Below are 26,628 nucleotides of genomic sequence, written 5' to 3'. Positions count from 1 at the left end.
CCGACCCCAAATGCGGTTCAGTTTTCCACCCGATACTGACCGCTTTGTCCTTTGTATCGCGTTAAAACGTGCAGCGCGCCCCGCCCGCGCTACGGCTCATCAATTCGTGACCGTCAGCCCTTGAGGACCTCGGCCAGCGTCGCCCCGATGCGTGCCGGGGACTTGGACACCTTGATCCCGGCCGCTTGCATGGCCGCGATCTTGTCTTCGGCGCCACCCTTACCGCCCGAAATTACGGCGCCAGCATGACCCATGGTGCGGCCTGCGGGCGCGGTGAGGCCCGCAATGAACCCGGCCATGGGCTTCTTGCGGCCGCGCTTGGCCTCGTCGATGAGGAACTGCGCGGCGTCTTCCTCGGCCGAGCCGCCGATCTCGCCGATCATGATGATCGATCTTGTAGCCTCGTCGGCCAGGAACATCTCGAGGACATCGATGAACTCGGTGCCCTTGACCGGGTCGCCGCCGATGCCGACCGCGGTCGTCTGTCCGAGACCCTCGTTGGTCGTCTGGAACACCGCTTCATAGGTAAGCGTGCCCGAGCGGGAAACAATGCCCACCGAGCCCTTGGAGAAGATGGACCCCGGCATGATGCCGATCTTGCATTCTTCGGGTGTCAGCGCGCCCGGGCAGTTCGGGCCGATGAGGCGCGACTTCGATTTTTCGAGCGCGGCCTTCACCTTGACCATGTCGAGGACCGGCACGCCCTCGGTGATGCAGACGATGAGTTCGATCTCGGCCTCGATCGCCTCGAGGATGGCGGCGGCGGCGCCCGCCGGCGGCACGTAGATGACCGAGGCGTTGGCGCCCGTTGCGTCCTTGCCTTCGGCAACCGTTGCAAAGATCGGCAGGCTCGCCGATGCGTCGAGCCCCGAGGTCCAGGTCTCGCCGCCCTTCTTGGGGTTCACGCCGCCGACCATCTTGGTGCCGTAGTAGGCCAGCGCCTGCTCGGTATGGAACGTGCCGGTCTTGCCGGTCAGCCCCTGCACCAGAACCTTGGTATCCTTGTTGACGAGAATCGACATTGAGCTTCCTAGAGTCGGTTGAGTTCGGTGACGGTCAGCGCACTGTCGGCGTTACCGGTGTTGAGGGTGGTCGCCGGCTCGAACATCAGCACGACCGGCTCGTGGGTCAATGAGCGCGGCCGGTGCTCGACGCCCTTGGGAACGACGAGGAACTCGCCCTCGCCCATCTCGACGGCGCCGTCGCGGAAATCGACGGCGATGCGGCCGCGCAGCACGAGGAACGCCTCGTCCTCGTTTTCATGGGCATGCCAGTCGAACACCTCGCCGAACTTGGCGATCTTGACCTGCGCGTCGTTGACGTCGCCGGCGATATGGGGATCGAAGACCTTGCCGATGCGCGCGTCGGCCGCTTCGAGCAGGTGGATCTTTCGGGGGACGGGCATCGCCTACTGACCGCCTTCGACCGGTTCGATGATCGTCAGCTGCAGGCCGAAGCTGTATTCGTCCTGGTTGGAGAGGAGCATGTAGCTGGCGTCCTCGCCCGTGCCGTTCCAGGCGCCATAGGTGCCGTCGGCGTTCTCCTCGAGGTCGCCGGCAAGGCGATCGAGGCCGTCGAGCTCGGCAACACCCGCCTCGCCCTGCGGCTCGCTGATGTCGATGCGGCAATAGCCGAGCGTCAGCTGCGGGTAATCCTCGACGAGCACGAAGAGGTCGGCATCGCCGATCCCTTCGAATGAACGCGAGGCCTCGAAGGAGGAAACGAAGACGCTGTCGGTCACGGCTTCGGTGACGCTCCAGCCCTTCTCGGTCGCGCTCGAGCTCGCCAGCACGTCGCCGCGCGCGAAGAGCTCGCAGGTCTCGAGAAGCTCGACCGTGATCGGCCGGGCCGGCGCCTTGCTCTTGGTCTTCTCCTGAGCGGCGGCGGGCGCCGCGACGAGAAGAGCTGCGAGCAGGACGGAGACGGCGGGGCGCGAGGCGTGCATGGCGTTTATCCCTTCACCGCCGCGACGATCTTCTGGGCCGCGTCGTCGAGATCGTCGGCCGAGATGACGTTGAGCCCGGACTGGTCGAGGATGGCCTTGCCTTCCTTGACGCGCGTACCTTCGAGGCGGACGACCAGCGGCACCTTAAGCCCGACCTCCTTGACCGCGGCGATCACGCCCTCGGCGATGACGTCGCAGCGCATGATGCCGCCGAAGATATTGACGAGGATGCCTTCGACATTGGGGTCGGCGGTGATGATCTTGAAGGCGGCCGTGACCTTTTCCTTGCTGGCGCCGCCGCCCACATCGAGGAAGTTGGCGGGCTCGGCCCCATAGAGCTTGATGATGTCCATGGTGGCCATGGCAAGGCCCGCGCCGTTGACCATGCAGCCGATATTGCCGTCGAGGGCGACGTAGGAGAGATCGTGCTTGGAAGCCTCGATCTCCTTGGCGTCCTCTTCGGTGAGATCACGCAGCTGCGCGATGTCCTCGTGGCGGAAGGCGGCGTTGTTGTCGAACGAGACCTTGGCGTCGAGGACGCGCAGGTGCCCGTCGTCCATGACGATCAGTGGGTTGACCTCGAGAAGGCTCATGTCCTTCTCGGTGAAGGCCTTGTAGAGGATCGGAAAGAGGCTCTTGGCGTCATTGGCGGCGTCGCCCTCGAGCTTCAGGGCCGACGAGATCTCGGCGACGTCGGCGTCGGTCACACCCTTGTCCGGGTCGATGTCGACGGTGACGATCTTGTCCGGCGTCTCGGCGGCGACCGCCTCGATGTCCATGCCGCCCTCGGTCGAGACGACAAAGGAGACGCGGCCCGTTCCACGGTCGACGAGCAGCGAGCAGTAGAGCTCGCGCGCGATATCGGCGCCGTCCTCGATGTAGAGGCGGTTGACCTGCTTGCCGGCGGGGCCGGTCTGCTTGGTCACGAGCGTGTTGCCCAGCATCTCGCGGGCGTTGGCGACGACGTCCTCGACGGACTTGGCCAGCCTGACCCCGCCCTTGGCGTCGGGAGAAAGCTCCTTGAATTTGCCCTTGCCGCGCCCGCCGGCGTGGATCTGGCTCTTGACCACATAGAGGGGTCCCGGCAAGGACCTGGCCGCCGCTTCCGCCTCGTCAGCCGAGAAGATGGCGACGCCTGCGGCGACCGGCGCCCCATAGTCCTTCAAGAGCGCCTTGGCCTGGTGTTCGTGGATATTCATCTGTCAGTCCCGTGTTGGGGAGAGGTCTCTTGGCGCGGGTCGGCTCAGGCGAGCTTGGGCGCGATGGTCTTGCAGGCCGCGATCAGGCCCTCGACGGCGGCGACCGATTTGTCGAACGCCTTCTGTTCAGCACTGTTGAGTGAAATCTCGATGACCTTTTCGGCCCCGTTGGCGCCGATGACGATCGGCACACCCACATAAGTGCCCTTGACGCCATACTGGCCCTCGAGGAAGGCGGCGGCCGGCAGCACGCGCTTCTTGTCCTTGAGGTAGCTTTCGGCCATGGCGATGGCCGAGGCGGCGGGCGCGTAGAAGGCCGAGCCGGTCTTGAGCAGGCCCACGATCTCGGCGCCGCCGTCGCGGGTGCGCTGGATGATCTCTTCCAGCCGCTCCTTAGTCAGCCACCCCATCTTGACGATGTCGGTCAGGGGGATGCCGGCGACGGTCGAGTAGCGGGCGAGCGGCACCATGGTGTCGCCGTGGCCGCCCAGCACGAAGGCATTGACGTCCTCGATCGACACGCCGAGCTCCTCGGCGATGAAGTGGCAGAAACGCGAGGAATCGAGAACGCCCGCCATGCCGACGACCTTGTTGGCCGGGAGCCCCGAGAACTTCTGCAGCGCCCAGACCATGGCGTCCAGCGGGTTGGTGATGCAGATGACGAAGGCGTCCTTGGCGTATTTGGCGATGCCCGCGCCCACCTGCTCCATGACCTTGAGGTTGATCTCGAGCAGGTCGTCGCGGCTCATGCCGGGCTTCCTCGGTACGCCCGCCGTGACGATGACGACGTCGGCGCCGGCGATATCGGCGTATTGCGAGGTGCCCTTGATGACCGCGTCATAGCCTTCGACCGGAGCCGATTGCGCGATGTCGAGCGCCTTGCCCTGCGGCACGCCGTCGACGATGTCGAAGAGAACGATGTCGCCCAGTTCCTTGAGGGCAGCCAGGTGAGCAAGAGTGCCACCGATCTGGCCAGACCCGATGAGAGCGATCTTTCTGCGCGCCATGAAGCTTCCATCCCCGACTGCGTTGAATTGGCGCACCTCTTACCCCCTGCCCCGGAGAGGTGCAAGTGAACCCTTCGTCTAAACCGGTCTCGTCTCGCACGTGCCTCTTAGCGAGATTCTGCTTCCGGCTCGCGCAGCGGCGCGCTAAGATAATCGTTCGAGGCCATCTCGATCAGCCGCGACACCGTGCGCTCGAATTCGAAGGCCGTCTTGTCGTCCTTTCCCAACTCTTCCAGCGGCACAGCGAAGCTCGCCGCGAGCTTGACGCCGCGGTCGTAGAGCGTGTCGACGAGAAGGATGAAGCGCTTGGCCGCGTCCGACTTCAGCCGATCGAACTGCGGCACGCCGTCGATGACGAAACTGTCGAAGGCATGGGAGAGGCGCACGAAATCGCGCGCGCCCAGCGGCTTCTCGCAAAGATCTGAAAAACCGAAGCGGGCCGCGCCCATGGCGGCCAGCGGCACCGGGATCTGCCGGCCGATGCTCTCGATGCTCGTCGGCTCGCCTGGCTCGCCGCCGGTGATGGCGAGCCAGAGCGCGTCCATCCTTTCGCGCGCATCAGGCCCCGTGCCGAAGGCATAGACCTCGCGGCCCGAGAATTTCTCGCGCCGGTAGTCCTTCCGAGCCGGCAGCGACGCGATGGTCGCGTGCTCCTTCAAAAGCTTGATGAAGGGCAGGAAAAGGTCGCGGTTGAGCCCGTTCTCGTAGAGCCGGTCCGGCACGACATTGGAGGTCGCGACCAGCACGACGCCGCGCGAAAAGAGCTTGTCGAACAGGCGATAGAGCAGCATCGCATTGGTGATGTCGTGGACGTGGAACTCGTCGAGGCAGAGGAGCCGCGTCGACCTGGCGATGGGCTTGATCACCGCCTCGATCGGGTCCGTTTCGTCGCCCTTCGCCTTGGCCGTCTTGCGGAAGGCGGCGATGCCGGCATGGACCTCGTCCATGAACTCGTGGAAGTGGACGCGGCGCTTCGCCTTGATCGGCGCGACCGAGAAGAAGAGGTCCATCAGCATGGTCTTGCCGCGCCCGACCTCGCCCCAGATGTAGGCGCCCCTGACGGGCTCGCGCTCCTTGAAGCGCGCGAGAAAGCTGGCCGGGCGGCTCTCGCCGAGGGCTTCTGCGATGCCATCGAGAAGATGCGCGGCCTCCATCTGCGCCGGATCGGGCGAGATGGCGCCCCGGTCGGCGAGCGCCTTGTAGGCGTGGCTGACGGGGCCCGGCGCCCGCGCCCTGGCTCTGGCCTGCACGGCGTGCGGCCGCGGCTAGCGCTGCATGGTGATCGGCTGGCCCCCGGCGAGCGTGCCGATGTAGTTGCCCCCGCTCGGCGCAAGGAACGCCACGATGGAGTTGGCCCCGTCGACGAGCTGGATCTGGCTGCCGACCTGGCGCCAGCCGGCGACGGTCGACAGGCCCGGCAGCGTGCAGCCCGGAGCCGAGGCGCGGTTGTAGCCGGGAGCACTGCCGGCGGTCAGCGGCAGGTTCAGCCGGCACTGCGACTGGCCGGAAACCACCGTCCACGTGCCCTCCGGCCCCGTGCCGATATTGGCCGCCAGCGGATCGAGGCTGACGAAAGAGCCGCCGGGCGCAGTGGCTCCCGGAGCGGCGGGCGTCGTCGCCGCGGGGGCGCCGCCGAGGACCGGCTGGCCGGAAAGGCCCGGCGCGGCCGTCTGGCCGCCAAGGGCCGCCTGCTGCTGGGCCTGCACCCCGCCGAGCGTCGGCTGGCCGGAAAGGCCGGGGGCTGCCTGCCCCTGCACGCCGCCGAGCGGGGGCAGCGTGTTCTGCGCCACCGTCGAGCCCTGCACCGGGGCGAGGGTTTGCGGCTGGGCCTGGCCCACCACGTTGAGATTGCGGGTATCGGCCGTTGAGGAACAGCCGGCCAGCACGATGGCCGTTGTTGCCGCAAGACCGAAGAAGGACGCCGAGCCGCGCATCCGAACCGTCATGGATTTGCTCCTGCCCCGCGGGGCTAAACCAAGGTTAAGGGATTGGCCGCGCTTATAGCCAATGACCGATCCCTGTTCAATCGCCCTGCCCGCATCGGGCAGTTGGCGCGCAGTATTGTGGCGGTTTTTTGAGGCGCTTGGCAAATGCCCGGCCCTGCAACCACCGGTTCAACGTATATTGACCGGTCTATTGTTCCATCTCGCGCAACAGATCGCCGGCAAGGATCGCGGCGTCCTGCGCTTCCTCCTCCGGCACCGAGATGGCGGTGCCCTTGAGGCCGGTGACGCCGGGCAGGCCTCCATCGCCGCCCTCGAGCGGATGGAAGCCGTGGGCCTTGAGCGCGGCGACCAGCACCCTGGCCGTCGAGACGTCGCGCACGTGAATGATGGTTTGGAACGCCATTGGCTTGCCCCTTCTCTCAGCCCTCACCGCGCGCCCGGCGCGCCAGCACTTCCGATTCCGGCAGAGCCCCGGCATAGGCGAGCTCGCGGTTGGCCCGCTCCCAGAAGCGCGGATGGACGATATCGAGGGTCTCGATCGACGCCCGTGTCAACCCTTGCGCGCTCCGGTGACCGGCGGCGAGATAAAGGAGGACGTTCTGCCGGTACCAGGCGGGAATCGCGTCATCCGCCCACACGGCAGGACGCACGATGTCGTAGGCGGCGTAGCCGTGGCCGGCGAATTTCCGGGCCCAGTAGCTCTGCCACTGCTCGTTGACGTGGTTGACCCCGCCCTGCCCCGGAACGGCCGCCGAAAACAGCACCGCCGGCGAGGCCGCGACGAGATCGGCGACGAACCCGTCGGCACGCGCGGGCGACAGGTGCTCGGCAACCTCGAGCGAGATGGCAAGATCGAAGGGGGTTTCGAAGGCGAACGATTGCTCGAGGTCGCGCGCGGCAAAGGCGATGCGCGTGTCGTCGAGCATGTCCTGCGCGACCCACTCGCCCTCGATGCCCTCGACGTCCGTCGCGCCGAGCTCCAGCGCGGCGGCAAGCCAGGTGCCGGTGCCGCAGCCGATGTCGACGACGCGCCTGGGCGTGAGGTACGGGAAGACGAGGCCGAGCACGGTGCGTGCCGCATGCGCCGTGTGGGCGCGGCGATCATCGTAAAAGCCTTCGGGGTAGGTTCCCGCCACTAGGCCGCCTGGCGCTCGACCATCATCTTCTTGATGGCGGCGATGGCCTTGGCCGGGTTCAGCCCCTTGGGGCAGACCTTGGCGCAGTTCATGATGGTGTGGCAGCGATAGAGCTTGAACGGGTCCTCGAGGTCATCGAGGCGCTCGGCCTGCGTCTCGTCGCGGCTGTCGATCAGCCAGCGATAGGCCTGGAGGAGCGCGGCGGGCCCGAGATATTTCTCCCCGTTCCACCAGTAGGACGGGCACGAGGTCGAGCAGCAGGCGCAAAGGATGCATTCGTAGAGCCCGTCGAGCTTGGCGCGGTCCTCGATCGACTGGCGCCACTCGTCCTTGGGGGTTTCGCTGACCGTCTTCAGCCACGGCTCGATGGCGCGGTGCTGGGCGTAGAAGTTGGAAAGGTCCGGCACCAGGTCCTTGACCACCGGCATGTGCGGCAGCGGATAGACCTTGATCGGCCCCGAGCTCTCGTCCATGCCCTTGGTGCAGGCGAGCGTGTTGAGCCCGTTGATGTTCATCGAGCACGACCCGCAGATGCCCTCGCGGCAGGAACGGCGCAGCGTCAACGTCGGATCGACCTCGTTCTTGATCCACAGGAGCGCGTCGAGGATCATCGGGCCGCAATCGTCGAGGTCGACGAAATAGGTGTCGATGCGCGGGTTGTCGGCCTTGTCCGGATCGTAGCGGTAGATGTGGAACTCGCGCACGCGTTTGGCGCCTTCCGGCCGCGGCCAGGTCTTGCCCCTGGCGGGTCGGGAATTCTTGGGAAGCACCAGTTCGGCCATGGTTCGCGTGTCCTTTCGGGGTCGCGCCGTCCGCAGACGGCGCGGTAGTCCAGTCTCTATGTAGTGGCGTTCACGAGCCGCAGAAAGCGGTCTGGAACGCTCAGTAGTCCGGTTTGCAGATCTGGTTCGATCTGGCGACGTAGGTGTTGTAGGCCTCGTAGTCGGAAGCGGCCGGCGCGCCGCCCTTCATCGAGCTTATCACGACACCCATGAACCGTTCGTCGATGAGGTCCATCGCCGCATCCGCCTTGCAGGTGCAGAGCGCATCGTTGCCGCTGATGCCGACACACACCGCGTGGAATTCGGCTTTCTGGGCCGCCGTCGGCGCGGCGAGTGCCGGCGGAGCCAGAGCGACGGCCGCGAGCACGAGAGCGGCAAGACCTCGGATCATCTCAGTTCCTTGCGGATGACGAGTTTCAAGCCCGACCAGACGGCATCGACGGCGCAGACCTTGACGTCGACGAGCCCGAGCGGCAGGCAGGTTTCACGGATGACGTCCTCGGTGACGTCGGTGGCGATCCTGGCGGCTTTCTTGGGCCACGAGACCCAGATCATGCCATCGCGCGCGATCAGCTGCATGCAGCGGGCGAGCATGTCCTCGAGCACGGCGCGGGCAGCGGTGAAGATGTGGACGACATCGTAGCCGCGTCCGGCATCGCCGACCTGCGACAGCGTCACCCGCTCGGCAGCCGCGAAGGCACGCGAGGAAGCGAGCCCGGCAAGCGTCTCCGGCAGATCGACGAACAGCACCCGCTGCCCGTCCTTGAGGCCGAGCTTTTGCGCCAGCGGCGTGCCGGAATATCCCGCCGGGCCGTTCACAGGTCCACGATCCTTTCGTAGGCGATATCCTCAATCGGTCCGGCGTCCCCTTCCACCCATTGGCAGTTGGAGAGCGTGAGCCAACGATTGCCGTCCAGGGTCACGTCGCAAACGCTGAGGCGCCCATCGGCTGCATCGGGGCCGTAGTCGCGCCAGAGCTTGCCATCCCTGAGCGCGTAGGACGCCAGGAGCACGCCGCAGTCATCCGAGCTGTAGCCCTGACAGAAGGAGTCGTCGACCTCACCCTCGAGCCCGCCGGCAAAGCACATCTGGCTGGAGATGCGGAAATCGGGATCGGCCCGCTGCGCCTCGATCTCGGCGCTCCAGGATTTGCGGAACCAGCAGCCATGCAGCGCCTCGGCAAGCTCCGCATCGCTCGTCGCCCCAGGCTGCGCGTGGGCCGGCAGGGCCAGCGCCAGCAGAGCCGCGATGACGGCCAGGCGCCGCATCAATACACCCGCGCCTTGGGCGCGATCTTCTTCAGGCTGATGCCGCCTTCGCTTTCCGGGGTCAGCGGATCGACGTGCACCGGGCGGTAGCCGAGCGAAACCTGCCCGTCCGCGCCAATCCAGGCGAGCGAATGCTTGCGCCAGGTCTCGTCGTCGCGGCTGGGGAAATCTTCACGCGCGTGGGCGCCGCGGCTCTCATGGCGGGCTTCGGCCGAAACCACGGTGGTCAGCGCGTTGATCATCAGGTTCTCGAGCTCGAGCGTCTCGACGAGATCGGAGTTCCAGATCATCGAGCGGTCGGTGACCCTGACGTCGGCGAACTCGGCAAAGATGGCGCTCATGCGCTCGACCCCGGAGCGCAGCGTCTTGCCGGTGCGGAAGACCGCGGCGTCCTCCTGCATGGTGCGCTGCATGGCATCGCGCAGCTTCGCCGTCGGCTTGCCGCCATTGGCGTTGCGCAGCCGGTCGAAGCGGGCGAGAATCTTGTCGTCCTCTGCCTGATTGATCCCCGGCACCGGCGCGTTGCGGTCGAGGACCTTGCCGGCGCGCAGCGCCGCGGCGCGGCCGAAAACGACGAGGTCGGTCAGGGAATTGGAGCCGAGCCGGTTGGCCCCGTGCACCGAGGCGCAGGCGGCTTCGCCCACGGCCATGAGACCGGGCACGACGCGATCGGGGTTCTCGGGCGTCGGGTCCAGCACCTCGCCGTGATAGTTCGCCGGGATGCCGCCCATGTTGTAGTGCACCGTCGGCAGCACCGGGATCGGCTCGCGGGTCAAGTCGACGCCGGCGAAGATCTTGGCCGATTCGGTGATGCCCGGCAGGCGCTCGTGCAGGACCTTGGGGTCGAGATGGTCGAGGTGGAGGTAGATGTGGTCCTTCTTCGGGCCAACGCCCCTCCCCTCGCGGATTTCCATCGTCATGCAGCGCGAGACGACGTCGCGGCTGGCGAGGTCCTTGGCATTGGGCGCGTAGCGCTCCATGAAGCGCTCGCCTTCCGAATTGGTGAGGTACCCGCCCTCGCCGCGCGCCCCTTCGGTGATGAGAACGCCCGCGCCGTAGATGCCGGTCGGGTGGAACTGCACAAACTCCATGTCCTGGAGGGGGAGCCCGGCGCGCGCCACCATGCCGTTGCCGTCGCCGGTGCAGGTGTGGGCGGAGGTCGCCGAGAAATAGGAGCGGCCATAGCCGCCCGTCGCCAGCACCACCAGTTTGGCGCGGAAGCGGTGGAGCGTGCCGTCGTCGAGCTTCCAGGCGATGATGCCTTGGCAGGCGCCGTCCTCGCCCATGATGAGATCGAGCGCGAAGTATTCGATGAAGAACTGGGCGTTGTTCTTGACCGACTGCCCGTAGAGCGTGTGGAGGATGGCGTGGCCCGTGCGGTCGGCCGCCGCGCACGTGCGCTGCACCGGCGGGCCGTCGCCGAACTCGGTCATGTGGCCGCCGAACGGGCGCTGGTAGATCTTGCCCTCCTCGGTGCGCGAGAAGGGCACGCCATAGTGCTCGAGCTCGTAGATCGCGGCCGGCGCCTCGCGGGCGAGGTATTCCATGGCGTCGTTGTCGCCGAGCCAGTCCGACCCTTTGACGGTGTCGTACATGTGCCACTGCCAGCTGTCCGGCCCCATGTTGCCGAGCGAGCCGGCGATGCCGCCCTGGGCGGCGACCGTGTGCGAGCGGGTCGGGAAGACCTTGGTCACGCAGGCGGTGTTGAAGCCCTGCTCGGCCATGCCGAGCGTCGCGCGCAGGCCCGCCCCGCCAGCCCCGACGACCACCACGTCGAATTCGTGGTCGATGAGTTCGTATGCGCTAGCCATCAGGCCTAACCCCAGAAGACGATCTTTAGAATGGAGACGACACCGACAAGGCCGACGGCGAGGGCGAAGAACGCGTTGAGCGCCATGGTCAGCCGGTTGGTGCGCTCCTCGCTGACATAGTCTTCGATCACCTCGTTCATGCCGATCCGCATGTGGAAAGCGACGATGGCAAAGAGGATGGCGAAGGGAATGCCGACGAGCGGGTTGCCGAGAAGGCCAACGACGTCGGCGCGGCCTTCGCCGGCGAGCCGCACGACGATGAAGACCAGGAAGAGCGTGAAGACGATATTGGAGACGCCCGAGAGGCGCTGCAGGAAGAAGTGGCGGGTCGCCGCCTTCGGGTTCCCGTATTTGCTCTTGGGGTTCGCGATCATCTCGCGGGTGACGACATGTTCGCGCATCAGGCCATCCACACGAAGAGGGTCCACACCAGAAGAGTGAGCACCACCGAGGCGATGAGGTTGGCCCAGGCGAGGCCCTCGCGCTGGCCCGGCTCGAAGCCGTAGCCGAGATCCCACACGAAATGGCGGATGCCGCCGAGCATGTGGTGGAGCAGCGACCAAGTGTAGCCGAAGAGGACGATCATCCCGAACCAGCTGCCGTAGATCGTGTTGACGACGTTCAGCGCATCCTCGCCCCACGCTGCCGCGGCGAGCCAGGCGGCCAGCAGCACCGTGCCGGCATAGTTGGCGATGCCGGTGGCGCGGTGGACGATCGACATCGTCATGGTGATGGTGAAGCGGTAGATCGAAAGGTGAGGGGATGTGGGTCTGGGACGCGCTGCCATGAAGCCTTCCTGCCGCGCGGCGGGAGACCGCGCCAGTTTGGAATGGTTCGAGACTTCTAGCGTCGCGAACGCGCCGCGTCAAAGGCGGAAAGCTTGCGCCCGCTTAAACTTTTGCAGCATGCGGCCGGACAGGGAATGCCCGGCCGCAGGAGGCGTGATGGAGGGGCCGATCAGTTGTTGTTGACCGGAAGATCGGGCAGATCGATGCCGCCGCCGCCACCATTGCCGTTGTCGATCGGAAGATCGGGCAGGTCGATCCCGCCGCCACCGCCGTTGCCGTTGTCGATCGGCAGGTCCGGCAGGTCGATCCCGCCACCGCCGCCATTGCCGTTGTCGATCGGCAGGTCCGGCAGGTCGATGCCGCCGCCATTGTCGGGCTTGTAGGCGATGCCGCTGCTGGTGCTGGGCACCGCGCCGCTCGACATGCCGATGAGCCGCACCACCGCACGGGTGTTGTCGATGCCGGCCCAGGCGCACTGGGCGGCCGACGGCGCGACGAACTTGCAGAGCATGTCGATGGCCGGCGTCTGACAGAGATAGGTCGCCCCATCCGACTGCAGGAGGCCGCCTTGGGCGGCGCAGCGATCACCGAAAATATCGGCGTTGATCTGCACGGCGCGGCTGGCCGCATGGGCGGGAACCGCGAGGGCAAGGCCGGCGGCAGCGACGAGAACGATACGGGTAATGGTCTTCACTTTTTGGTCTCCTTTGTTGATTGAAGCGGCGTCCTGCGCCGCGAATGGGGGCGCTCTCTAGGGAGGCGGCTTCGAACCGGCGCTGAAGGAGACGTTCACCTGCGATTAAGCCATGGAGCCCATGCGGCGCGACGGCTGGCGGGGCGCGGGCAAATCGGCGACAAGCTTTTGCCCGACACGCAATGAGACGCCCTCATGGTCACCATCCACGATCGCCGGACCCTTGCCCAGAACTGGGGGAGCCTGACCCAGTTCGAGCTCAGCCACCCGCGCCGCGACGGCACGCGCCAGACGCTGACCCGCGAGGTCTACGACCACGGTAGCGGTGCCTCCGTGCTGCTCCACGATCCTCTTGCCGACCGGGTGGTGCTGACGCGCCAGTTCCGCCTGCCCGCGCACCTCAACGGCGATTCCGGCTTCCTCATCGAGGCCTGCGCGGGGCTGCTCGACGGGGACGACCCGGAAACCTGCGCAAGGCGCGAGGCGGAGGAGGAGACGGGCTACCGCCCGCAAACCCTCACTTTTCTCTTCGATCTCTATATGAGCCCCGGCTCGCTCACCGAGAAATGCGCCTGCTTCATCGGCCATTACGGCCCCGGCGACCGGATCGCGCAAGGCGGCGGCCTCAGCCACGAGGGCGAGGACATCGAGGTGATCGAACTCGATTTCGAGACCGCCTACGCCATGATCGGGCGCGGCGAGATCATCGACGCCAAGACCGTCTTGATGTTGCAGTGGCTGAAGCTCAACCGGCAGGCCTGAAGGCTCAGACGGTTTCCGTCTCGGCCAGCAGCTCGGCGCGCGGAATGTAGCGCCCGCCCCCGTCGAGGCCGAAGACGCGGTTGAGGGCGCGCGCCGTCACCGCCAGCGCCGCCCACTCCTCGCGGGTGAAATCCTCCAGCACCCCTTCCAGCATGTCGACACGCGCATCGCACGCCGTAGTGAGCGCTGCCCGTCCCCTGGGCGTCGCGACGAGCTGGCTGGCGCGTCGGTCGCCGGGCGCCGGCGTGCGGTCGACGAGCCCGGCCTGCACCAGGCTCTCGACGATGCGCGAAGCCGTGGGCGCGGCGATGCGCTCATGCGCGGCGAGAGCCGAAAGCGTGGTGGCGCCGAAAAAGACGATGGCGGAAAGCGCCTGCAGCTGCGCCCCGCTGCAGCCGCTCGCGCGGTCGGCGGCCTGCACGGCCCGATCGAGCGGCACGGCGGCGCGGTGGAAGATCTGCAGGGTGCGCCGGTCCTTTTCGCTGAGCATGGCCGTCCTCTTGACTCAATTTGTTAGCTTAGCTTATATTTAGCATAGCTATACAAATACGGCAAGGAGGAGCGGCGATGGAGTTCCACCAGGGACGGCTTCTGGATCACGTGCATCTGCGGGTGGCGGACGTGGAGCGATCCAAGCGCTTCTATCGCGCCGTATTGGAGACGCTGGGGCTCGGCATCACCTACGAGTTCGAAGGCGCCTTCGCCGCCGACGAGCTTTTCGTCGACAAGGCCGACGACTACGTGACGCGCGTGCACCTGGCCTTCCAGGCCGCCGACCACGACGCCGTCCGGCGCTTCCACGAGGCGGCCCTCGCCAATGGCGGCACCGACAACGGCGCGCCGGGCGAGCGGCCCTACCATCCCGGCTACTACGCCGCCTTCGCCCTCGACCCCGACGGCAACAACATCGAAGCGGTCCATCACGGCCCGGCGACGCGCAGCGCCGCATCCGTGGTGATCACCACCCAGTGAGGTGAAGCCATGACGACCTCAGCCCCTTCGAGCGAAAACCTGAAGCGTGCGCTCCAGCCCATGCCCGCCGATATCGGCCGGCTGCTGAAGGAGCGGCACCTCGAGCGCGCATATGAGATGCGCCCCGCCTACCAGCGCAACGACTATCTCGGCTGGATCGCGCGCGCCAAGCGTGCGGATACCCGCCAGAAGCGCATCGACCAGATGCTCGACGAGCTGGCGCGCGGCGACGCCTATATGAAGATGGAGTACAACGGGCCGCGCGAGTGAGGTTGGCGTTGCGTTGGCGCCAAACTTCACCTCACCTCGCTATCACCCCGGCGAAAGCCGGGGACGACAGTCGCGGTTGTGGCTGCATGAGCAGCTTACACGGGCCGCCCTAATAGTCCACCAGCTTCTTGTCGGGATCGTATGGCTGCTCGCGCACGATCCTGGTGACCGCCTGGCCGCAGCGCATCTTCTTGCTCACCGCATCGTAGGCGTAGGTGGGCGAGCCGTAGAGCTCCCAACCCTCAGAAAGCGCCTTGGTGACCTTGTGGCAGAACGCGGAATCGTCCTCGCCCGACAGGAACCGGTAAATCAGCATGCAGACCCCCAATGTCTCCAGTGCAAACCGAGACGTGTTGAACTCCCCGCTGCTTACAGCTATTCGATCCGACATGCACCGGTTTCCTGAACACCTCATTCAAGGCTATGCCAACTTCCTCGCCGGCCGGTTCGCCCGCGAGCAGAGCCGCTACAGCGAACTGGCGGCGACAGGGCAGAGCCCGACCACCATGATCATCGCCTGCTGCGACAGCCGCGCGGCGCCCGAGACGATCTTCGATGCCGGACCCGGCGAGCTGTTCGTCCTGAGGAACGTCGCCAACCTCGTGCCGACATACCAGCCGGACGGGGGCCAGCACGGCACGTCCGCCGCCATCGAGTTCGCGGTCGTCTCGCTCGAGGTCTCCAACATCGTCGTCATGGGCCACGGACGGTGCGGCGGCATCCACGCCGCCCTCTCGCCGAACGCCAAGCCGCTCGATGCCGGCGACTTCATCGGCAAGTGGATGAGCATGCTCGGCCCCGTTTCCGCTCAGGTCGGGCAGAACGCGCTGATGACGCCAGCCGAACGGCAGACGGCTCTGGAACGGATCTCCATCCGCAACTCCATCGGCAACCTGCGGACCTTTCCTTACGTCGCCAAGCTTGAGACGGAAGGAAAACTTGCCTTACATGGGGCATGGTTCGACATTTCGACCGGTGAATTGTGGGTGATGAACCCCGACACCGGCGATTTTTCGCGACCGGACGTTTGATCTTCCGATCGATCTGATCCTTCGATATTGGGCAAACCCAGAGTTCGACCGGCCGTTCACGCGGGCGTGAACGGCCAATACTACCCTGCCACAAAAATGTACCGTTGAGCATTGCGCCGTTGATTTGGCAACTGTGCGACGCCTGCCCGCCTCGATTGCCGGGCGGCCTCAGCGGGCGGCCTTCAACTTGCCGTTATACCTGCCGGCTCGCCGCGCCGCCTGCCCGCAAAACTCCAGAATATTACCCGCTTTCCGGCCCCCGCGGGTCACAAAGCCCGCTCACGGTCTTGCCTGCGGATCGCAGCAACGCATCCGTCGGTCCGGCACTCGCGGGACCGCGATCCACCCAACCGGAGATCACGCCTATGCACAAGATTGTCCTGCCCGCGCTCGTCGCTCTCGGCCTTTCCACCGCCGCCATGGCCCAGGAAGCCGCACCCGACTTCGCAACGCTCGATGCCGATGCGAGCGGGGGCCTCAGCCTCACCGAGGTGCAGACTGCCCTGCCGGACGTGACCGCCGAAGCCTTTGCCGCCGCCGACCTCGATGCCAGCGGCGAGCTCTCGGAAGACGAGTTCGCCACCCTTTCGGCAACGAGCGCGCCGGCCATGTAAGGCACGCCGCCCCGCGCCAGCCGCGGGGCGCACACCACGACAAGGCGCCGGCCTCCGCCGGCGCTTCCTCCTCCCTTCGATAAGGTATTGAAATGAAGAAGCTTGTGCTTTCCCTCGCCGCCGTCGGCCTGCTGACCGGGGCGGCTTTCGCCCAGGCGACGACTTTTGCCGACCTCGACGCCGACGCCAATGGCGAGCTCTCCTTCGAGGAGATCACCGTGGCCTGGCCGCAGCTGACCCAGGAAGAGTTCGACGCCGCCGACACCGACGGCAGCGGCGGCCTTTCGGCCGAAGAGGTCGCGATCATGCAGCAGGGCGCGGCAGCCGCTCCGGCGCCGGCAGCGCCGGCGGCTCCGCCGACGACCGCCCCTGCCGATCCTGCACCGCCCGCCGGGGAAGTGCCCTCGGAGTCCCAGTAACCGGCAACAAGGCCCCGGCCGCGCGCCGGGGCTTTATTTCATGCGCGTTTTGGGAAGCGCATGACGATCAGCGCCAGCCCGAAGAGAATGAGCACGCCGCCGGCGATATCGATCGCCGCCACCCGCTCGCCCAGCACCAGCATACCTGAGGCCATGCCCGCGACCGGCACCAGGAGCGTGAACGGGGCAACGCTCGCCGCCGGATGCCGCTGCAGCAACCCGCTCCACACCGCAAACCCGAACAGCGTCGTCGGATAGGCGAGGAACGCGATGATGCCGGCAACTTCCCACGTCGGATGGGAGAGCGCCGTGAGCACGGCCTGCGGGCCGTCGAGCACAAGCGAGAGCAGCAGGAGCGGCAGCGGCGCGACGAGATTGCCCCAGACGGTGAAGGCCACCATGTTGGTCGCCCCAGCCTTCTTGGAGACGATATTGGCCCCGCCCCAGGCGAAAGCCGCCGCGATCGTCAAAAGGAACGGAAAGAGCGCCGCGCCCTCGGAGCGCGCGAGCCCGATGACGGCGATGCCCGCAAAGGCAACGGCCGAGCCGACGAGCTGGAGCTTGCGCGGCCGCTCGCCGAGGAAGGCGAAGGCGAGAAGGATGGTGAAAATCGCCTGCACCTGCAGGACGACCGACGAGAGGCTGGCCGGCATGCCGAGATAGATCGACATGTTGAGAAGCGCATAGAGCGCAAAGCCCATCAGCAACCCATAGCCGACGACGAGCGTCCAGGACGCTTTCGGGCGCGGCACGAAGAACACCGCCGGCACCGCGGCAAACAAGAACCGCAGCGCCGCCGCAAGGATCGGCGGCAGCTCGGTGACGCTGAGCTTGATGACGGTGAAGTTGATGCCCCAGATGGTGACGACCACGAGGGCGAGAAGAACGTCGCGCAGCGGCATGGCAATGGCTTAAAGAGGTGCGCGGTGGCCGCGCACCCGGGAAATTACAGCACCACGTCCTCATAGCCCGGAGCGGTGCCCCAGGCGAGAAGTTTGTAGGTGGCGCGCAGGCCTGCGGCAAAGAACGGGTCGGCCCGAACGATCGCGTCGGCTTCCTCTCGGGTATCCGTATCGAACACCCAGGCGCCGCCGACCGGCCTGCCGCCATGCTCCTCGCGCACGGCCCCGGCAAGCCGGAGCTTGCCCTTGTGCTGGCGCAGGAACGCCTGGTGCGCCTCGGTCAGGTCGGCACGGATGGCCGAGCCATCGGCGATGTCCTCGAAGATCGCGATGTAGCGCATCAGGCCGCCTTGCGGTCCATCAGGCCCCGTTCGATGAGCGTCTCGGCGATCTGGATGGTGTTGAGGGCGGCGCCCTTGCGCAAATTGTCCGAGACCACCCACATGGCAAGCCCGTTCTCGACCGTCACGTCCTCGCGGATGCGCGACACGAACGTGTCGTATTCGCCCACCGCTTCGACCGGGGTCGCATAGCCGCCGGCCTCGCGCTTGTCGATGACGGCGATGCCCGGCGCTTCGCGCAGAATCTCGCGCGCCTCGTCCGCGAGAATCGGCTTTTCGAACTCGATATTAACGGCCTCCGAATGGCCTACGAACACCGGCACACGCACGGATGTGGCCGTGAGCTTGATCTTGGGATCGAGGATCTTCTTGGTTTCGACCGTCATCTTCCACTCTTCGGTCGTATAGCCGTCTTCCATAAAGTCCCCGCCGTGCGGAATCACGTTGAAGGCGATCTGCTTCGGGAACTTTGCCGGAGCCGGCTTGTCATTGACGAAGATACCCTTGGTCTGCGCCCAGAGCTCGTCCATGGCGTCCTTGCCGGCGCCCGAGACCGACTGGTAGGTGGCAACGACCACCCGCTTGATGGTCGCCGCGTCGTGGAGCGGCTTCAGCGCCACGACGAGCTGCGCCGTCGAGCAGTTGGGGTTGGCGATAATATTGGTGCGCTTGGGGTTAGCCATAAAGGCATCGAGCACGTGGGCATTGACCTCGGGCACGACGAGCGGCACGTCGGCGTGGTAGCGCCAGTAACTCGAATTGTCGATGACGATGGCGCCCTTGGCGGCGATCCTAGGGGCCCATTCCTTGGCGGTCGAGCCGCCCGCCGACATGATGGCGAAGTCGATGCCGGAAAAATCATAGTCCTCGAGGTTCTTGACCTTGAGGATCTTGTCGCCCCAGCTCACTTCCCGCCCGACCGAGCGCGAGGAGGCGAGCGCCACCACCTCGTCGGCCGGGAACTTGCGCTCGGCGAGGATGTTGAGGACTTCCCGGCCCACATTGCCCGTGGCGCCGACGACAGCTACGCGATAACCCATTTGCTAGGAACTCCGTCCCGTTGACCTGATCCGCTCCCGCGCAGCACCGGTGCCGCGGCCTGGCTCTTTGCGGGCCTCTCCCCGGCGGGAGACGACCCGGGGAAAAGCCTCAGGCGGTTTTGGTCGTTTTGGTGGTCATGGCAGCGCGGGCCGTGCCCACGGGGCCGGCGGCAAGCTCGAAGCTCGTCAAGACGCTGCGCATCAATCTGATCCTTGGATCAACCAGCGTTTCTCATACGCGCTATTGGCTAAGAGTCAATGAATTTGCTTGCCACCAATGTTCGCGCTATGGGAGCGGCTCCAAGCGAAAGATCAAAGATGACCCACTACGACGCCATCGTCCTCGGCGCCGGCGCCGCCGGCATGATGGCCGCGATCGAAGCCGGGCGGCGCGGACGCCAGGTGCTGCTCGTCGACCACGCGACGAGCCCGGGCGAAAAGATCCGCATCTCGGGCGGCGGGCGCTGCAACTTCACCAATGTCAACGCGACGGTCGCCACCGGGCGCGAGCGGTTCCTCAGCCAGAACCCGCGCTTCGCGCTCTCGGCACTCTCGCGCTATACGCCGGCCGATTTCATCAAGCTCGTCGACAGGCATGCCATCGCCCATCACGAGAAGACGCTGGGCCAGCTTTTCTGCGACGGCTCGGCGCTCGAGATCATCAACATGCTGATGACGGAATTGAAGCGGGCGCGGGTGACGGTGGAACTCGGAACGAGCATCGAGGCGGTCGAGAAGACGGAAGCAGGCTTTGCCGTCCGCCTCTCCTCGGGCTCGGTGACCTGCGAGAAGCTGACGGTCGCGACCGGCGGCAAGTCGATCCCCAAGATGGGGGCGACGGGCCTCGGCTACAAACTCGCCGAGCAGTTCGGGCTCGCCGTGACGCAAACGCGCCCGGCGCTGGTGCCGCTGACCTTCGAGACGGGGGCGCTGGAAAAATTGAAGCCCCTCGCCGGCGTCTCGACCAACGCCGTCGTCGGCCACGGCAAGACGCGGTTCGAGGAGGCGCTGCTCTTCACCCATCGCGGGCTTTCCGGCCCCGCGATCCTGCAGATCTCGTCCTATTGGCGCGAGGGCGACGCCATCGTCGTCGACCTCCTGCCGGAGCGGGATGCGATGGAGATGCTGCGCGAGGCGCGGGCCAAAACGCCCAAGCTCGCCATCCAGACGGTGCTTGCCGCGCACTTGCCCAGGCGCCTGGCGCAGATGCTGGGCGAGGAATTGAACCTTCCCGGCATGATCGGAGATTTTTCCGACAAGAACCTCGCCGCCGTCGAGGCGCTGATCAAGCGCTGGGCTCTGAAGCCCGTGGGCTCGGAGGGCTACCGCACCGCCGAGGTGACGCTCGGCGGCATCGATACCCGAGAGCTCGACGGCCAGACCTTCGAGGCGAAGAAGGTGCCGGGCCTCCACTTCATCGGCGAGGTGGTGGACGTGACCGGGTGGCTCGGCGGCTACAACTTCCAGTGGGCCTGGGCCTCCGGCTGGGCGGCGGGGCAGGCGATCTAGCACCCCCTCATCCGCCCCTTCGGGGCACCTTCTCCCACGAGGGGAGAAGGGAGGTGCCTCACGCCTCATCCGTCCAGCCTACGTTCCGCATAAACTCTAGGTAAGCCCCCTTCCCTTCTCCCCTCGTGGGAGAAGGTGGCGCGCAGCGCCGGATGAGGGGTCAGAACTTCCAGCCGACGCGCACGCCGAGGTTGGTCAGGCCGCGGTTGTCGCCCTCGCATATGGAGCCGTGCGAGGCATGCTCGACGGTCGCCATGATGCTGGCCTGCTCGGTGATGTTGACGCCGAGGCTGAGCGATTCATGGAAGAGCACGCGGCAGCCGAGATCGCGCATGGGGTATTCGGCGCCCTCGAGCTCGCCATTGTGCACGGCGCCGCCGAAGGCCGCTTCCACGAAGATCGGCGTATCGCCGAGCGGCACGGTCCAGCTCATGCCGGCATAGAGCATGCTCTCGAGCCCGCCGAGATTGATGGTGGCACCGATATGCGGGCGCAGTTGCCCGAGAAGGGTGACCTCGTCGAGCGAGGGAATGGAAAAGAGGAGCTCCACATTGGCGTCCTCGATACGGCTGGCATCGAACGAGCCCTCGTCGATGCTGTGGGCGTAGAGCCCGCCGCGGATTTCGTCGAAGACGATGGGCTGCGCCGCCGCGCCCGAGAGGCCGAGTCCTGTCAGGACGGCCGCAAGACCCAGAACCGAAACACTACGCATATGCCACCCCGCACGCTTCGCGGCCCACTCAATAGCGTCAAAGCCCGCCGCCGTCACGCATCCCGTTCACCTGGCGCTAGAACTTCATGCCGATGCGCAAACCGAAATTCGAATAGCCGCTGTTGGAATCGCAGAGATCCGCGTTCGACGTATGCTCGTAGGTGAGCAGCGCCGTCGCGCTCTCGGTGATGTTCACCCCGACGCCGAAGCGCTCGTAGAAATTGATGCGGCAGCCGAGGTTGCGCCGCCCGTCGGGCGCGCCGTTCATATAGCCGTTGTGCAGCGCCGCCCCGAACGTGCCCTCAAGGAAGAGCGGCGTGTCGAATACGGGCACCTGCCAGGTGAGGGCCGCATGGAACGTGCTCTCGACGCCGGCGAGATTGATCGTGGTGCCGAGCTCCGGGCGCGGCGAGCCGATCCAGCGGAAAACGTCCACCTGCGGCGAGCGGAAGAGCACGTCGAAGCTGACATCGTGGATCTGCGAGAGATCCCACTCGTCCATATAGACGGGCCAGAGCGAATAATGCGCCTCGTGCGCGTGGATGCCCACGCGCACTTCATCGACGACACTGGGCAGAAAGAAGGTCTGCTCCTGCGCCTGCGCGACCTCGGCCCCGAGTAGGGCAAGGAGCAGGGCCAGGCACGTCCGACGCATCACACAAACTTTCCGACAAATGACCGGAATGCAGATAAAGCCTTGAGAGGGCTCGCGGAGTCAATCAGCAGCCGACGAATTCGCGTTCGCTGTGGTCGGCGGGTAACAGCGCAGCCGGTCCTCACGTCGGTGTCGCAGCCACTCCGGCCTCGCCTTCATCGTTGAATGACGATAATAGGAGCGGGAACTTTCGTCTTTTCCCTGCATCAGGTTCATAACCCATGGCCAGCCCCTTCCCCCTCTCCATCCTCGACCTTGCCCCGATTGCCGAGGGGGTGACGACGAGCGAGGCATTGGCCGAGACGGTCAAGCTGGCGCAGACGGGCGAGGCGCTGGGCTATTCGCGGCTGTGGTTCGCCGAGCACCACGGCATGCCCTCGATCGGCTCGGCCTCCCCCGAAGTGCTGATCGCCAGCGCCGCGGCGGCGACCAGCCGCATCCGCGTCGGCTCGGGCGGGGTGATGCTCCTCAACCATGCGCCGCTGCGGATCGTCGAGGCGTTCAGGACGCTCGAGGCGCTCAATCCCGGGCGCATCGACCTGGGGCTCGGGCGCGCGCCGGGGGGCGACGGCTATGCGATGCGCGCGCTGAGGACCGGCGGGGGCGAGGAATTTTCGCACTACCTTGCCGAGCTGATGGCCTTCGAGGAGGGCACCTTCCCCGCCGACCATCCGCTCTCGCGGGTCGCCGTGGCGCCGGGCGGCGTCGGCCTGCCGCCGATGTGGCTCCTCGGTTCCTCGGGCGCGAGCGCCAGCGGGGCCGGCGAGCTCGGCATGGGCTATGCGTTCGCCGCCCATTTCAGCCCGGCCCCGGGCGGACCGGCGATCGCCGCTTACCGCAACGCGTTCGTGCCGAGCCCGGCGTTCCCGGAACCGAAATCCATCGTCTGCGTCTCGGTGATCTGCGCCGAAACCGATGAGGAGGCGCAGTTCCTTTCCGGCTCGCAGGCGCTCTCCTGGGCGCTCTTCCATTCCGGCCAGCAGCGAAAGCTCGTGCCCCCCGAGGAAGCGGCCGCCCACGACTATACCGAGCGCGAGCTCGCCATCATCGAGAACCAGCGCCCGCTCTGGATCATCGGCAGCCCGCAAACGGTCAAGGCCAGGATCGAGGAGAAGCGCGAGGAGACCGGTGCTGACGAGGTGATGATCACCACGCAGATGCACTCCTACGAGAAGCGGCGGGAGAGCTACCGGCTGATCGCCGAGGCGTTCGGGCTGGAGGCTTGAGGTGGCAGAACACTGGTCTCTCCACAGGGTCATTCCCGCGAAAGCGGGAATCTCCGTTTCCTGACTCGTACCGGCAAACAGAGTTCCCCGCTTGCGCGGGGATGACCCCGTGGGGAAATGGCTCCAGAGCGGAATCTTAAACCTTGAGCTTGCTGAGGATCGCCGCGCCCATTTCTTCGGTGCCGATGGTCTTGCGGTTGCTCTCGCCGATGTCGGCGGTCCGCAGGCCATCGCCGAGGACGGCGGCGATCGCCGCCTCCACCTTGCCGGCGAGCTCGACCAGCCCGAACGAATAGCGCAGCGCCATGGCGAAGGACGCGATCATGGCGATGGGGTTGGCGATGCCCTTGCCGGCGATGTCGGGGGCCGAGCCGTGGACGGGCTCGTAGAAGGCCTTGCGCTTGCCGGTGACCGGATCGGGCGCGCCGAGGGAGGCGGAGGGCAGCATGCCGAGCGACCCGGTCAGCATCGCGGCGGCGTCCGAGAGGATGTCGCCGAAGAGGTTGTCGGTGACCATCACGTCGAACTGCTTGGGATTGCGCACCAGCTGCATGGCGGCGTTGTCGGCGAGGATGTGGTGGAACTCGACGTCCGGATAGTCCCTGGCGACGCTGCGCACCACCTCGTCCCAGAGGACGCCGGACTTCATGACGTTCTTCTTGTCGGCCGAATGCACCTTGCCCGAGCGGGTGCGGGCGAGATCGAAGGCGACGCGCGCGATGCGGTCGATCTCATAGGTCTCGTAGACCTGGGTGTCGACGGCGCGCTTCTGCCCGTTGCCGAGGTCGGTGATCTGCTTGGGCTCGCCGAAATAGACGCCGCCCGTCAATTCGCGCACGATGAGGATATCGAGCCCCTCGATGAGCTCGCGCTTCAGCGAGGAGGCTTCGGCGAGCGCCGGGTAGCAGATGGCGGGACGCAGGTTGGCGAAGACGCCGAGCTCCTTGCGCAGCCGCAGGAGCGCGGCTTCCGGCCGGTGCTCATAGGGCACGTCGTCCCATTTCGGCCCGCCGACCGCCCCGAAGATCACCGCATCGGCGGCCTTGGCCTTCTCGACGTCCTCTTCCGTCACGGCGACCTGGTGCTTGTCGAAGGCGGCGCCGCCGACGAGCCCGTGGTCGGTCGAAAAGTCCGTCAGGCCCTCGCCGTTGGTCCAGGCGATGATCTTTTCGACCTCGACCATGATCTCGGTGCCGATGCCGTCGCCGGGAAGGAGGAGGAGGGAATGGGACATTGGGAAGGTTCCGTTTGCGTTGGTGCGGTGCGCGTCAGAAGCGCTTGAGGAAGAAATGGCGGCGCGAACCGGGCGGATGGTCCTCGATCGCGGCGAATTCGGTAAAGCCGTGCTTGCGGTAAAAGTCCGGAGCGCCGAACGCGAAGGTGTCGAGCCAGATGCCGGCGAGCCCGCGCTCGCGCGCCCAGCTCTCGGCCTGGTTCAGCAGCTCGGCGCCGAGGCCCTTTCCGCGCAAAGTCTCGGGCACGGCGAGGAACTGGACGAAGAGCCAGTCGAAGAGCGCATAGCCGCTGAGGCCGCCGATGGTCTCGCCAGTCGTCTCGTCCGCGATGAAGAAGCCGACCGGCTGGTAGCCGTCCGGGCCCGCCCCGTTGGCCGTATTGGCGTCGCGGATCGTCTGCACGAGGACGCCGATATCGGCATCGGCGGGCTCGAGGGTGAACCGGATGTCCACCTTTGGCTCATGGTTATCGCGGTCGTCAGCCATTGTCGTTCTCCAGCGCATTCGCGGCATCGAGCCGTTTGCTCATGAAGTAACGCCGGCCGCCGATCGGATGATCCTCGAGCGTGCCGAAAACGGAAAAGCCGAGCTTTTCGTAGAAGGGACGGGCCTGGAAGCTGAAGGTATCGAGCCAGATGCCGATGCAGCCGCGCTCACGTCCGAACGCTTCGACCTTTGCCATGAGCGCGCGGCCGTGACCCTGCCCGCGCAAGTGCTCCGGAATATGAAAGAGCTCGACGAACACCCAATCGAAAGTGGTAAAGCCGGTTATCCCGCCTACGGCTTCGCCGCTCGTGGGATCGTTGAGGTGGACGGCAAAAGGCTGCCAGCCCGCTTCCCGGCCCGAGGCCTTGCGGTTGAAGGCGATCAATCCGTCGCGCACCGCCCTGACGTCGGCCTCGTCGGGATCGAGCTTGAGGGCGATGTCCATCAGCTCTTGTGCGCCCCGATGCGGGCGGTGACCTCGATCTCGATCTTCATGCCCGGCTCGATCATCGAGACGATGAGCATGGAGGCGGCGGGGCGGATGTCGCGGAAGACCGGGCCGACGGCGGCGACGACTTCGTCGACATGAGCGCGGTCGCCCACATAGTAGACGACGCGCACCGTGTCCTCGATGCCCGACCCCGCTTGCTTCAAGGCCGTGTCGATGGTGGCGAGCGCGTTCCTCGCCTGCTCGCCGACCCCCTCGGGCATGGTCATGGTGGCGTAGTCGTAGCCGGTGGTGCCCGAGACATAGACGGTGTCCTCGTGCCGCACGGCGCGCGAATAGCCGAAGGTCGCTTCGAACGGCGATCCCGTCGAGATCCGCTGGACCATCTTTAGAGCCAGGGACGCGCGGCCGCCATCTTGCCCTCGAAGGCGGAGATGGACGGGTCGGACTTCAGCGTGCCGGCGATGTCGTCGAGCCCTTCGAGCAGGATGTGCTTGCGGGCCGGATCGATGTCGAAATGCACCGTGCCGCCGTCCGGACCCTTGATCGTCTGGCTTTCCAGATCGACGGTGAGCGTTGCGTTGGAGCCGCGCTCGGCATCGTCGAGCAGGAGCTTCAGCTGCTCGGGGGTGACGACGATCGGCAGGATGCCGTTCTTGAAGCAGTTGTTGTAGAAGATGTCGGCAAAGCTCGTCGAGATGACGCAGCGGATGCCGAAGTCGAGGAGCGCCCAGGGCGCATGCTCGCGCGAAGATCCGCAGCCGAAATTGTCGCCCGCCACGATGATCTTGGCATCGCGGTAGGCGCTCTTGTTGAGCACGAACTCCGGGTTCTCCGAGCCGTCCTCGTTGTAGCGCATCTCCGAGAACAGCGCCGTGCCAAGACCGGTGCGCTTGATGGTCTTGAGGTACTGCTTGGGGATGATCATGTCCGTGTCGATATTGATGATCGGCAGCGGAGCCGCCACACCCGTCAATGTCGTGAATTTTTCCATCGGGAACGAGCCTTCGCGAAACTGGCCTTCCTTTGACGCAAATGCGCGGTTTAGGTCAAGTGCGGCTTGCGGGCAAAGCGTTCGGCGGCGCGTGCGGGTGCGCCGCCCGGACGCTCGGTCCTGCGGTTGTGGTCCTTTCGGACACACGAATGCGGGGCGGCTTTCGCCTCCTATTTAGTTTTAGATGGGAAGCGTTAGCCGCCCCACACGCTGGGATTTGTGAGCCGTACACGAAGCATGCGGACGCTCGTTGATCCGCCGGTCCGTAACAGACACCCTGCCCGCCGGCGACCCGGCTGCCCCAACGCCCCCGCCCGACATCTCGTCCATGCCGCGTGTGTAGCGGCGGGGTGCGAGGAAGAGGATAGGGCCGGTGGAAGGCGCGGGGATAAGTTTTTATTCTCGCGCCAGATCAATGGGTTGGGCACTGCCTCCC

At 66.1% G+C, this 26,628-nt stretch carries 37 protein-coding genes; 8 read left to right on the top strand and 29 right to left on the bottom strand.

What is annotated here, in order from left to right:
• Positions 1 to 113: 113 nt before the first annotated feature.
• From sucD to VE25_RS22110, 17 genes are all read right to left on the bottom strand, one after another.
• On the bottom strand, positions 114 to 1,022 hold the full coding sequence (sucD, locus tag VE25_RS20610) for a succinate--CoA ligase subunit alpha (protein WP_046110557.1): 909 nt from the start codon (positions 1,020 to 1,022) through the stop codon (positions 114 to 116).
• Between the two features lie 8 nt (positions 1,023 to 1,030).
• Entirely contained in the window at positions 1,031 to 1,405 is a 375-nt protein-coding gene (locus VE25_RS20605) for a cupin domain-containing protein (protein WP_046110556.1), read from the bottom strand.
• 3 nt (positions 1,406 to 1,408) lie between these two features.
• The gene (locus VE25_RS20600; protein WP_046110555.1) at positions 1,409 to 1,945 is read right to left on the bottom strand and encodes a hypothetical protein; all 537 of its coding nucleotides are present in this window, start codon (positions 1,943 to 1,945) and stop codon (positions 1,409 to 1,411) included.
• A gap of 5 nt (positions 1,946 to 1,950) precedes the next feature.
• Positions 1,951 to 3,144 (bottom strand): ADP-forming succinate--CoA ligase subunit beta, encoded by a 1,194-nt coding sequence (gene sucC / locus VE25_RS20595; protein ID WP_046110554.1) that lies wholly within the window; start codon positions 3,142 to 3,144, stop codon positions 1,951 to 1,953.
• Positions 3,145 to 3,188: 44 nt separating this feature from the next.
• Complete coding sequence (mdh, locus tag VE25_RS20590) at positions 3,189 to 4,151, bottom strand: malate dehydrogenase (protein WP_046110553.1); 963 nt, start codon at positions 4,149 to 4,151, stop codon at positions 3,189 to 3,191.
• A 107-nt stretch (positions 4,152 to 4,258) separates the two neighbouring features.
• Complete coding sequence (zapE, locus tag VE25_RS20585; RefSeq protein WP_046110552.1) at positions 4,259 to 5,401, bottom strand: cell division protein ZapE; 1,143 nt, start codon at positions 5,399 to 5,401, stop codon at positions 4,259 to 4,261.
• A gap of 15 nt (positions 5,402 to 5,416) precedes the next feature.
• Positions 5,417 to 6,097 (bottom strand): AprI/Inh family metalloprotease inhibitor, encoded by a 681-nt coding sequence (locus VE25_RS20580; RefSeq protein ID WP_046110551.1) that lies wholly within the window; start codon positions 6,095 to 6,097, stop codon positions 5,417 to 5,419.
• Between the two features lie 187 nt (positions 6,098 to 6,284).
• On the bottom strand, positions 6,285 to 6,500 hold the full coding sequence (locus VE25_RS20575; RefSeq protein WP_046110550.1) for a hypothetical protein: 216 nt from the start codon (positions 6,498 to 6,500) through the stop codon (positions 6,285 to 6,287).
• A 16-nt stretch (positions 6,501 to 6,516) separates the two neighbouring features.
• Entirely contained in the window at positions 6,517 to 7,233 is a 717-nt protein-coding gene (locus tag VE25_RS20570; RefSeq protein ID WP_052732126.1) for a class I SAM-dependent methyltransferase, read from the bottom strand.
• Complete coding sequence (locus VE25_RS20565) at positions 7,233 to 8,015, bottom strand: succinate dehydrogenase iron-sulfur subunit (RefSeq protein WP_046110549.1); 783 nt, start codon at positions 8,013 to 8,015, stop codon at positions 7,233 to 7,235. The genes VE25_RS20570 and VE25_RS20565 overlap by 1 nt, the downstream gene beginning before the upstream one ends.
• A gap of 100 nt (positions 8,016 to 8,115) precedes the next feature.
• Positions 8,116 to 8,406 carry a hypothetical protein gene (locus VE25_RS20560; protein WP_046110548.1) on the bottom strand — a complete coding sequence of 97 codons (291 nt, stop codon included), beginning with the start codon at positions 8,404 to 8,406 and terminating at the stop codon, positions 8,116 to 8,118.
• Positions 8,403 to 8,834: a DUF3052 family protein gene (locus VE25_RS20555; protein ID WP_046110547.1), complete on the bottom strand. Its 432-nt coding sequence runs from the start codon at positions 8,832 to 8,834 to the stop codon at positions 8,403 to 8,405. The genes VE25_RS20560 and VE25_RS20555 overlap by 4 nt, the downstream gene beginning before the upstream one ends.
• On the bottom strand, positions 8,831 to 9,283 hold the full coding sequence (locus VE25_RS20550; RefSeq protein WP_046110546.1) for a hypothetical protein: 453 nt from the start codon (positions 9,281 to 9,283) through the stop codon (positions 8,831 to 8,833). Before VE25_RS20550 ends, VE25_RS20555 begins: the two co-directional genes overlap by 4 nt.
• Positions 9,283 to 11,094, bottom strand: a complete 1,812-nt coding sequence (gene sdhA, locus VE25_RS20545) for a succinate dehydrogenase flavoprotein subunit (protein WP_046110545.1) — start codon at positions 11,092 to 11,094, stop codon at positions 9,283 to 9,285. The genes VE25_RS20550 and sdhA overlap by 1 nt, the downstream gene beginning before the upstream one ends.
• 5 nt (positions 11,095 to 11,099) lie before the next feature.
• Positions 11,100 to 11,495 (bottom strand): succinate dehydrogenase, hydrophobic membrane anchor protein, encoded by a 396-nt coding sequence (gene sdhD / locus VE25_RS20540; protein ID WP_052732125.1) that lies wholly within the window; start codon positions 11,493 to 11,495, stop codon positions 11,100 to 11,102.
• Positions 11,495 to 11,881 (bottom strand): succinate dehydrogenase, cytochrome b556 subunit, encoded by a 387-nt coding sequence (gene sdhC / locus VE25_RS20535; RefSeq protein ID WP_046110544.1) that lies wholly within the window; start codon positions 11,879 to 11,881, stop codon positions 11,495 to 11,497. The genes sdhD and sdhC overlap by 1 nt, the downstream gene beginning before the upstream one ends.
• 170 nt (positions 11,882 to 12,051) lie before the next feature.
• Complete coding sequence (locus tag VE25_RS22110; RefSeq protein WP_052732124.1) at positions 12,052 to 12,576, bottom strand: hypothetical protein; 525 nt, start codon at positions 12,574 to 12,576, stop codon at positions 12,052 to 12,054.
• A gap of 195 nt (positions 12,577 to 12,771) precedes the next feature.
• On the opposite strand from VE25_RS22110, the gene VE25_RS20525 reads away from it, so the two are divergent.
• Positions 12,772 to 13,338 carry an NUDIX domain-containing protein gene (locus tag VE25_RS20525; RefSeq protein ID WP_046110543.1) on the top strand — a complete coding sequence of 189 codons (567 nt, stop codon included), beginning with the start codon at positions 12,772 to 12,774 and terminating at the stop codon, positions 13,336 to 13,338.
• Positions 13,339 to 13,342: 4 nt separating this feature from the next.
• On the opposite strand, the gene VE25_RS22105 is transcribed toward VE25_RS20525, so the two are convergent.
• Positions 13,343 to 13,828 (bottom strand): MarR family winged helix-turn-helix transcriptional regulator, encoded by a 486-nt coding sequence (locus VE25_RS22105; protein WP_052732123.1) that lies wholly within the window; start codon positions 13,826 to 13,828, stop codon positions 13,343 to 13,345.
• A 77-nt stretch (positions 13,829 to 13,905) separates the two neighbouring features.
• Between VE25_RS22105 and VE25_RS20515 the strand changes: the two genes are divergently transcribed.
• Both VE25_RS20515 and VE25_RS20510 read left to right on the top strand, forming a co-directional pair.
• Positions 13,906 to 14,310: a VOC family protein gene (locus VE25_RS20515; protein ID WP_046110542.1), complete on the top strand. Its 405-nt coding sequence runs from the start codon at positions 13,906 to 13,908 to the stop codon at positions 14,308 to 14,310.
• Between the two features lie 9 nt (positions 14,311 to 14,319).
• Positions 14,320 to 14,580 (top strand): YdeI/OmpD-associated family protein, encoded by a 261-nt coding sequence (locus tag VE25_RS20510; RefSeq protein WP_046110541.1) that lies wholly within the window; start codon positions 14,320 to 14,322, stop codon positions 14,578 to 14,580.
• Between the two features lie 109 nt (positions 14,581 to 14,689).
• Here the strand turns inward: VE25_RS20510 and VE25_RS20505 are convergent, their stop codons facing one another.
• Positions 14,690 to 14,896 (bottom strand): DUF1737 domain-containing protein, encoded by a 207-nt coding sequence (locus tag VE25_RS20505; protein WP_046110540.1) that lies wholly within the window; start codon positions 14,894 to 14,896, stop codon positions 14,690 to 14,692.
• 73 nt (positions 14,897 to 14,969) lie between these two features.
• Between VE25_RS20505 and VE25_RS20500 the strand changes: the two genes are divergently transcribed.
• The 3 genes from VE25_RS20500 (at position 14,970) to VE25_RS20490 (ending at position 16,644) form a co-directional block, all read left to right on the top strand.
• On the top strand, positions 14,970 to 15,611 hold the full coding sequence (locus tag VE25_RS20500; RefSeq protein WP_046110539.1) for a carbonic anhydrase: 642 nt from the start codon (positions 14,970 to 14,972) through the stop codon (positions 15,609 to 15,611).
• A 365-nt stretch (positions 15,612 to 15,976) separates the two neighbouring features.
• Positions 15,977 to 16,225 carry an EF-hand domain-containing protein gene (locus VE25_RS20495; RefSeq protein ID WP_046110538.1) on the top strand — a complete coding sequence of 83 codons (249 nt, stop codon included), beginning with the start codon at positions 15,977 to 15,979 and terminating at the stop codon, positions 16,223 to 16,225.
• A gap of 92 nt (positions 16,226 to 16,317) precedes the next feature.
• Positions 16,318 to 16,644 carry an EF-hand domain-containing protein gene (locus tag VE25_RS20490; RefSeq protein ID WP_052732122.1) on the top strand — a complete coding sequence of 109 codons (327 nt, stop codon included), beginning with the start codon at positions 16,318 to 16,320 and terminating at the stop codon, positions 16,642 to 16,644.
• Between the two features lie 38 nt (positions 16,645 to 16,682).
• On the opposite strand, the gene VE25_RS20485 is transcribed toward VE25_RS20490, so the two are convergent.
• Genes VE25_RS20485 through VE25_RS20475 form a run of 3 tightly spaced genes read right to left on the bottom strand, consistent with a single transcriptional unit; the run spans position 16,683 to position 18,927 of the window.
• On the bottom strand, positions 16,683 to 17,546 hold the full coding sequence (locus VE25_RS20485; RefSeq protein ID WP_046110537.1) for an EamA family transporter: 864 nt from the start codon (positions 17,544 to 17,546) through the stop codon (positions 16,683 to 16,685).
• A 44-nt stretch (positions 17,547 to 17,590) separates the two neighbouring features.
• Positions 17,591 to 17,887 carry a YciI family protein gene (locus VE25_RS20480; RefSeq protein WP_046110536.1) on the bottom strand — a complete coding sequence of 99 codons (297 nt, stop codon included), beginning with the start codon at positions 17,885 to 17,887 and terminating at the stop codon, positions 17,591 to 17,593.
• Entirely contained in the window at positions 17,887 to 18,927 is a 1,041-nt protein-coding gene (locus VE25_RS20475) for an aspartate-semialdehyde dehydrogenase (protein ID WP_046110535.1), read from the bottom strand. Before VE25_RS20475 ends, VE25_RS20480 begins: the two co-directional genes overlap by 1 nt.
• A gap of 318 nt (positions 18,928 to 19,245) precedes the next feature.
• Between VE25_RS20475 and VE25_RS20470 the strand changes: the two genes are divergently transcribed.
• A complete protein-coding gene (locus VE25_RS20470; protein WP_046110534.1) occupies positions 19,246 to 20,436 on the top strand; it encodes a BaiN/RdsA family NAD(P)/FAD-dependent oxidoreductase in 1,191 nt (396 codons plus the stop codon).
• 160 nt (positions 20,437 to 20,596) lie between these two features.
• Here VE25_RS20470 and VE25_RS22100 read toward each other — a convergent pair whose 3' ends face one another.
• Together VE25_RS22100 and VE25_RS22095 are read right to left on the bottom strand one after the other, a co-directional pair.
• Positions 20,597 to 21,148 carry an acyloxyacyl hydrolase gene (locus VE25_RS22100; RefSeq protein WP_052732121.1) on the bottom strand — a complete coding sequence of 184 codons (552 nt, stop codon included), beginning with the start codon at positions 21,146 to 21,148 and terminating at the stop codon, positions 20,597 to 20,599.
• A gap of 76 nt (positions 21,149 to 21,224) precedes the next feature.
• Entirely contained in the window at positions 21,225 to 21,803 is a 579-nt protein-coding gene (locus tag VE25_RS22095) for an acyloxyacyl hydrolase (RefSeq protein WP_052732120.1), read from the bottom strand.
• A 221-nt stretch (positions 21,804 to 22,024) separates the two neighbouring features.
• On the opposite strand from VE25_RS22095, the gene VE25_RS20455 reads away from it, so the two are divergent.
• Positions 22,025 to 23,029, top strand: a complete 1,005-nt coding sequence (locus VE25_RS20455; protein WP_046110533.1) for an LLM class flavin-dependent oxidoreductase — start codon at positions 22,025 to 22,027, stop codon at positions 23,027 to 23,029.
• Between the two features lie 136 nt (positions 23,030 to 23,165).
• Here the strand turns inward: VE25_RS20455 and leuB are convergent, their stop codons facing one another.
• From leuB to leuD, 5 genes are read right to left on the bottom strand one after another with little or no spacing between them, the layout of a single operon-like run.
• Positions 23,166 to 24,263 (bottom strand): 3-isopropylmalate dehydrogenase, encoded by a 1,098-nt coding sequence (gene leuB / locus VE25_RS20450; RefSeq protein WP_046110532.1) that lies wholly within the window; start codon positions 24,261 to 24,263, stop codon positions 23,166 to 23,168.
• Between the two features lie 34 nt (positions 24,264 to 24,297).
• Positions 24,298 to 24,750, bottom strand: coding sequence for a GNAT family N-acetyltransferase (locus VE25_RS20445; RefSeq protein ID WP_052732119.1), 453 nt, complete (start codon positions 24,748 to 24,750; stop codon positions 24,298 to 24,300).
• Positions 24,743 to 25,195 (bottom strand): GNAT family N-acetyltransferase, encoded by a 453-nt coding sequence (locus VE25_RS20440; protein ID WP_046110531.1) that lies wholly within the window; start codon positions 25,193 to 25,195, stop codon positions 24,743 to 24,745. The genes VE25_RS20445 and VE25_RS20440 overlap by 8 nt, the downstream gene beginning before the upstream one ends.
• On the bottom strand, positions 25,195 to 25,584 hold the full coding sequence (locus tag VE25_RS20435; RefSeq protein WP_046110530.1) for a RidA family protein: 390 nt from the start codon (positions 25,582 to 25,584) through the stop codon (positions 25,195 to 25,197). Before VE25_RS20435 ends, VE25_RS20440 begins: the two co-directional genes overlap by 1 nt.
• 2 nt (positions 25,585 to 25,586) lie before the next feature.
• Positions 25,587 to 26,192, bottom strand: a complete 606-nt coding sequence (gene leuD, locus VE25_RS20430; protein WP_046110529.1) for a 3-isopropylmalate dehydratase small subunit — start codon at positions 26,190 to 26,192, stop codon at positions 25,587 to 25,589.
• Positions 26,193 to 26,628: the final 436 nt, after the last annotated feature.

This window comes from Devosia geojensis, from assembly GCF_000969415.1.
Lineage (GTDB): Bacteria > Pseudomonadota > Alphaproteobacteria > Rhizobiales > Devosiaceae > Devosia > Devosia geojensis.
Note: the sequence above shows the minus strand (reverse complement) of the source record. Positions and strands in the feature narration are given on the sequence as shown.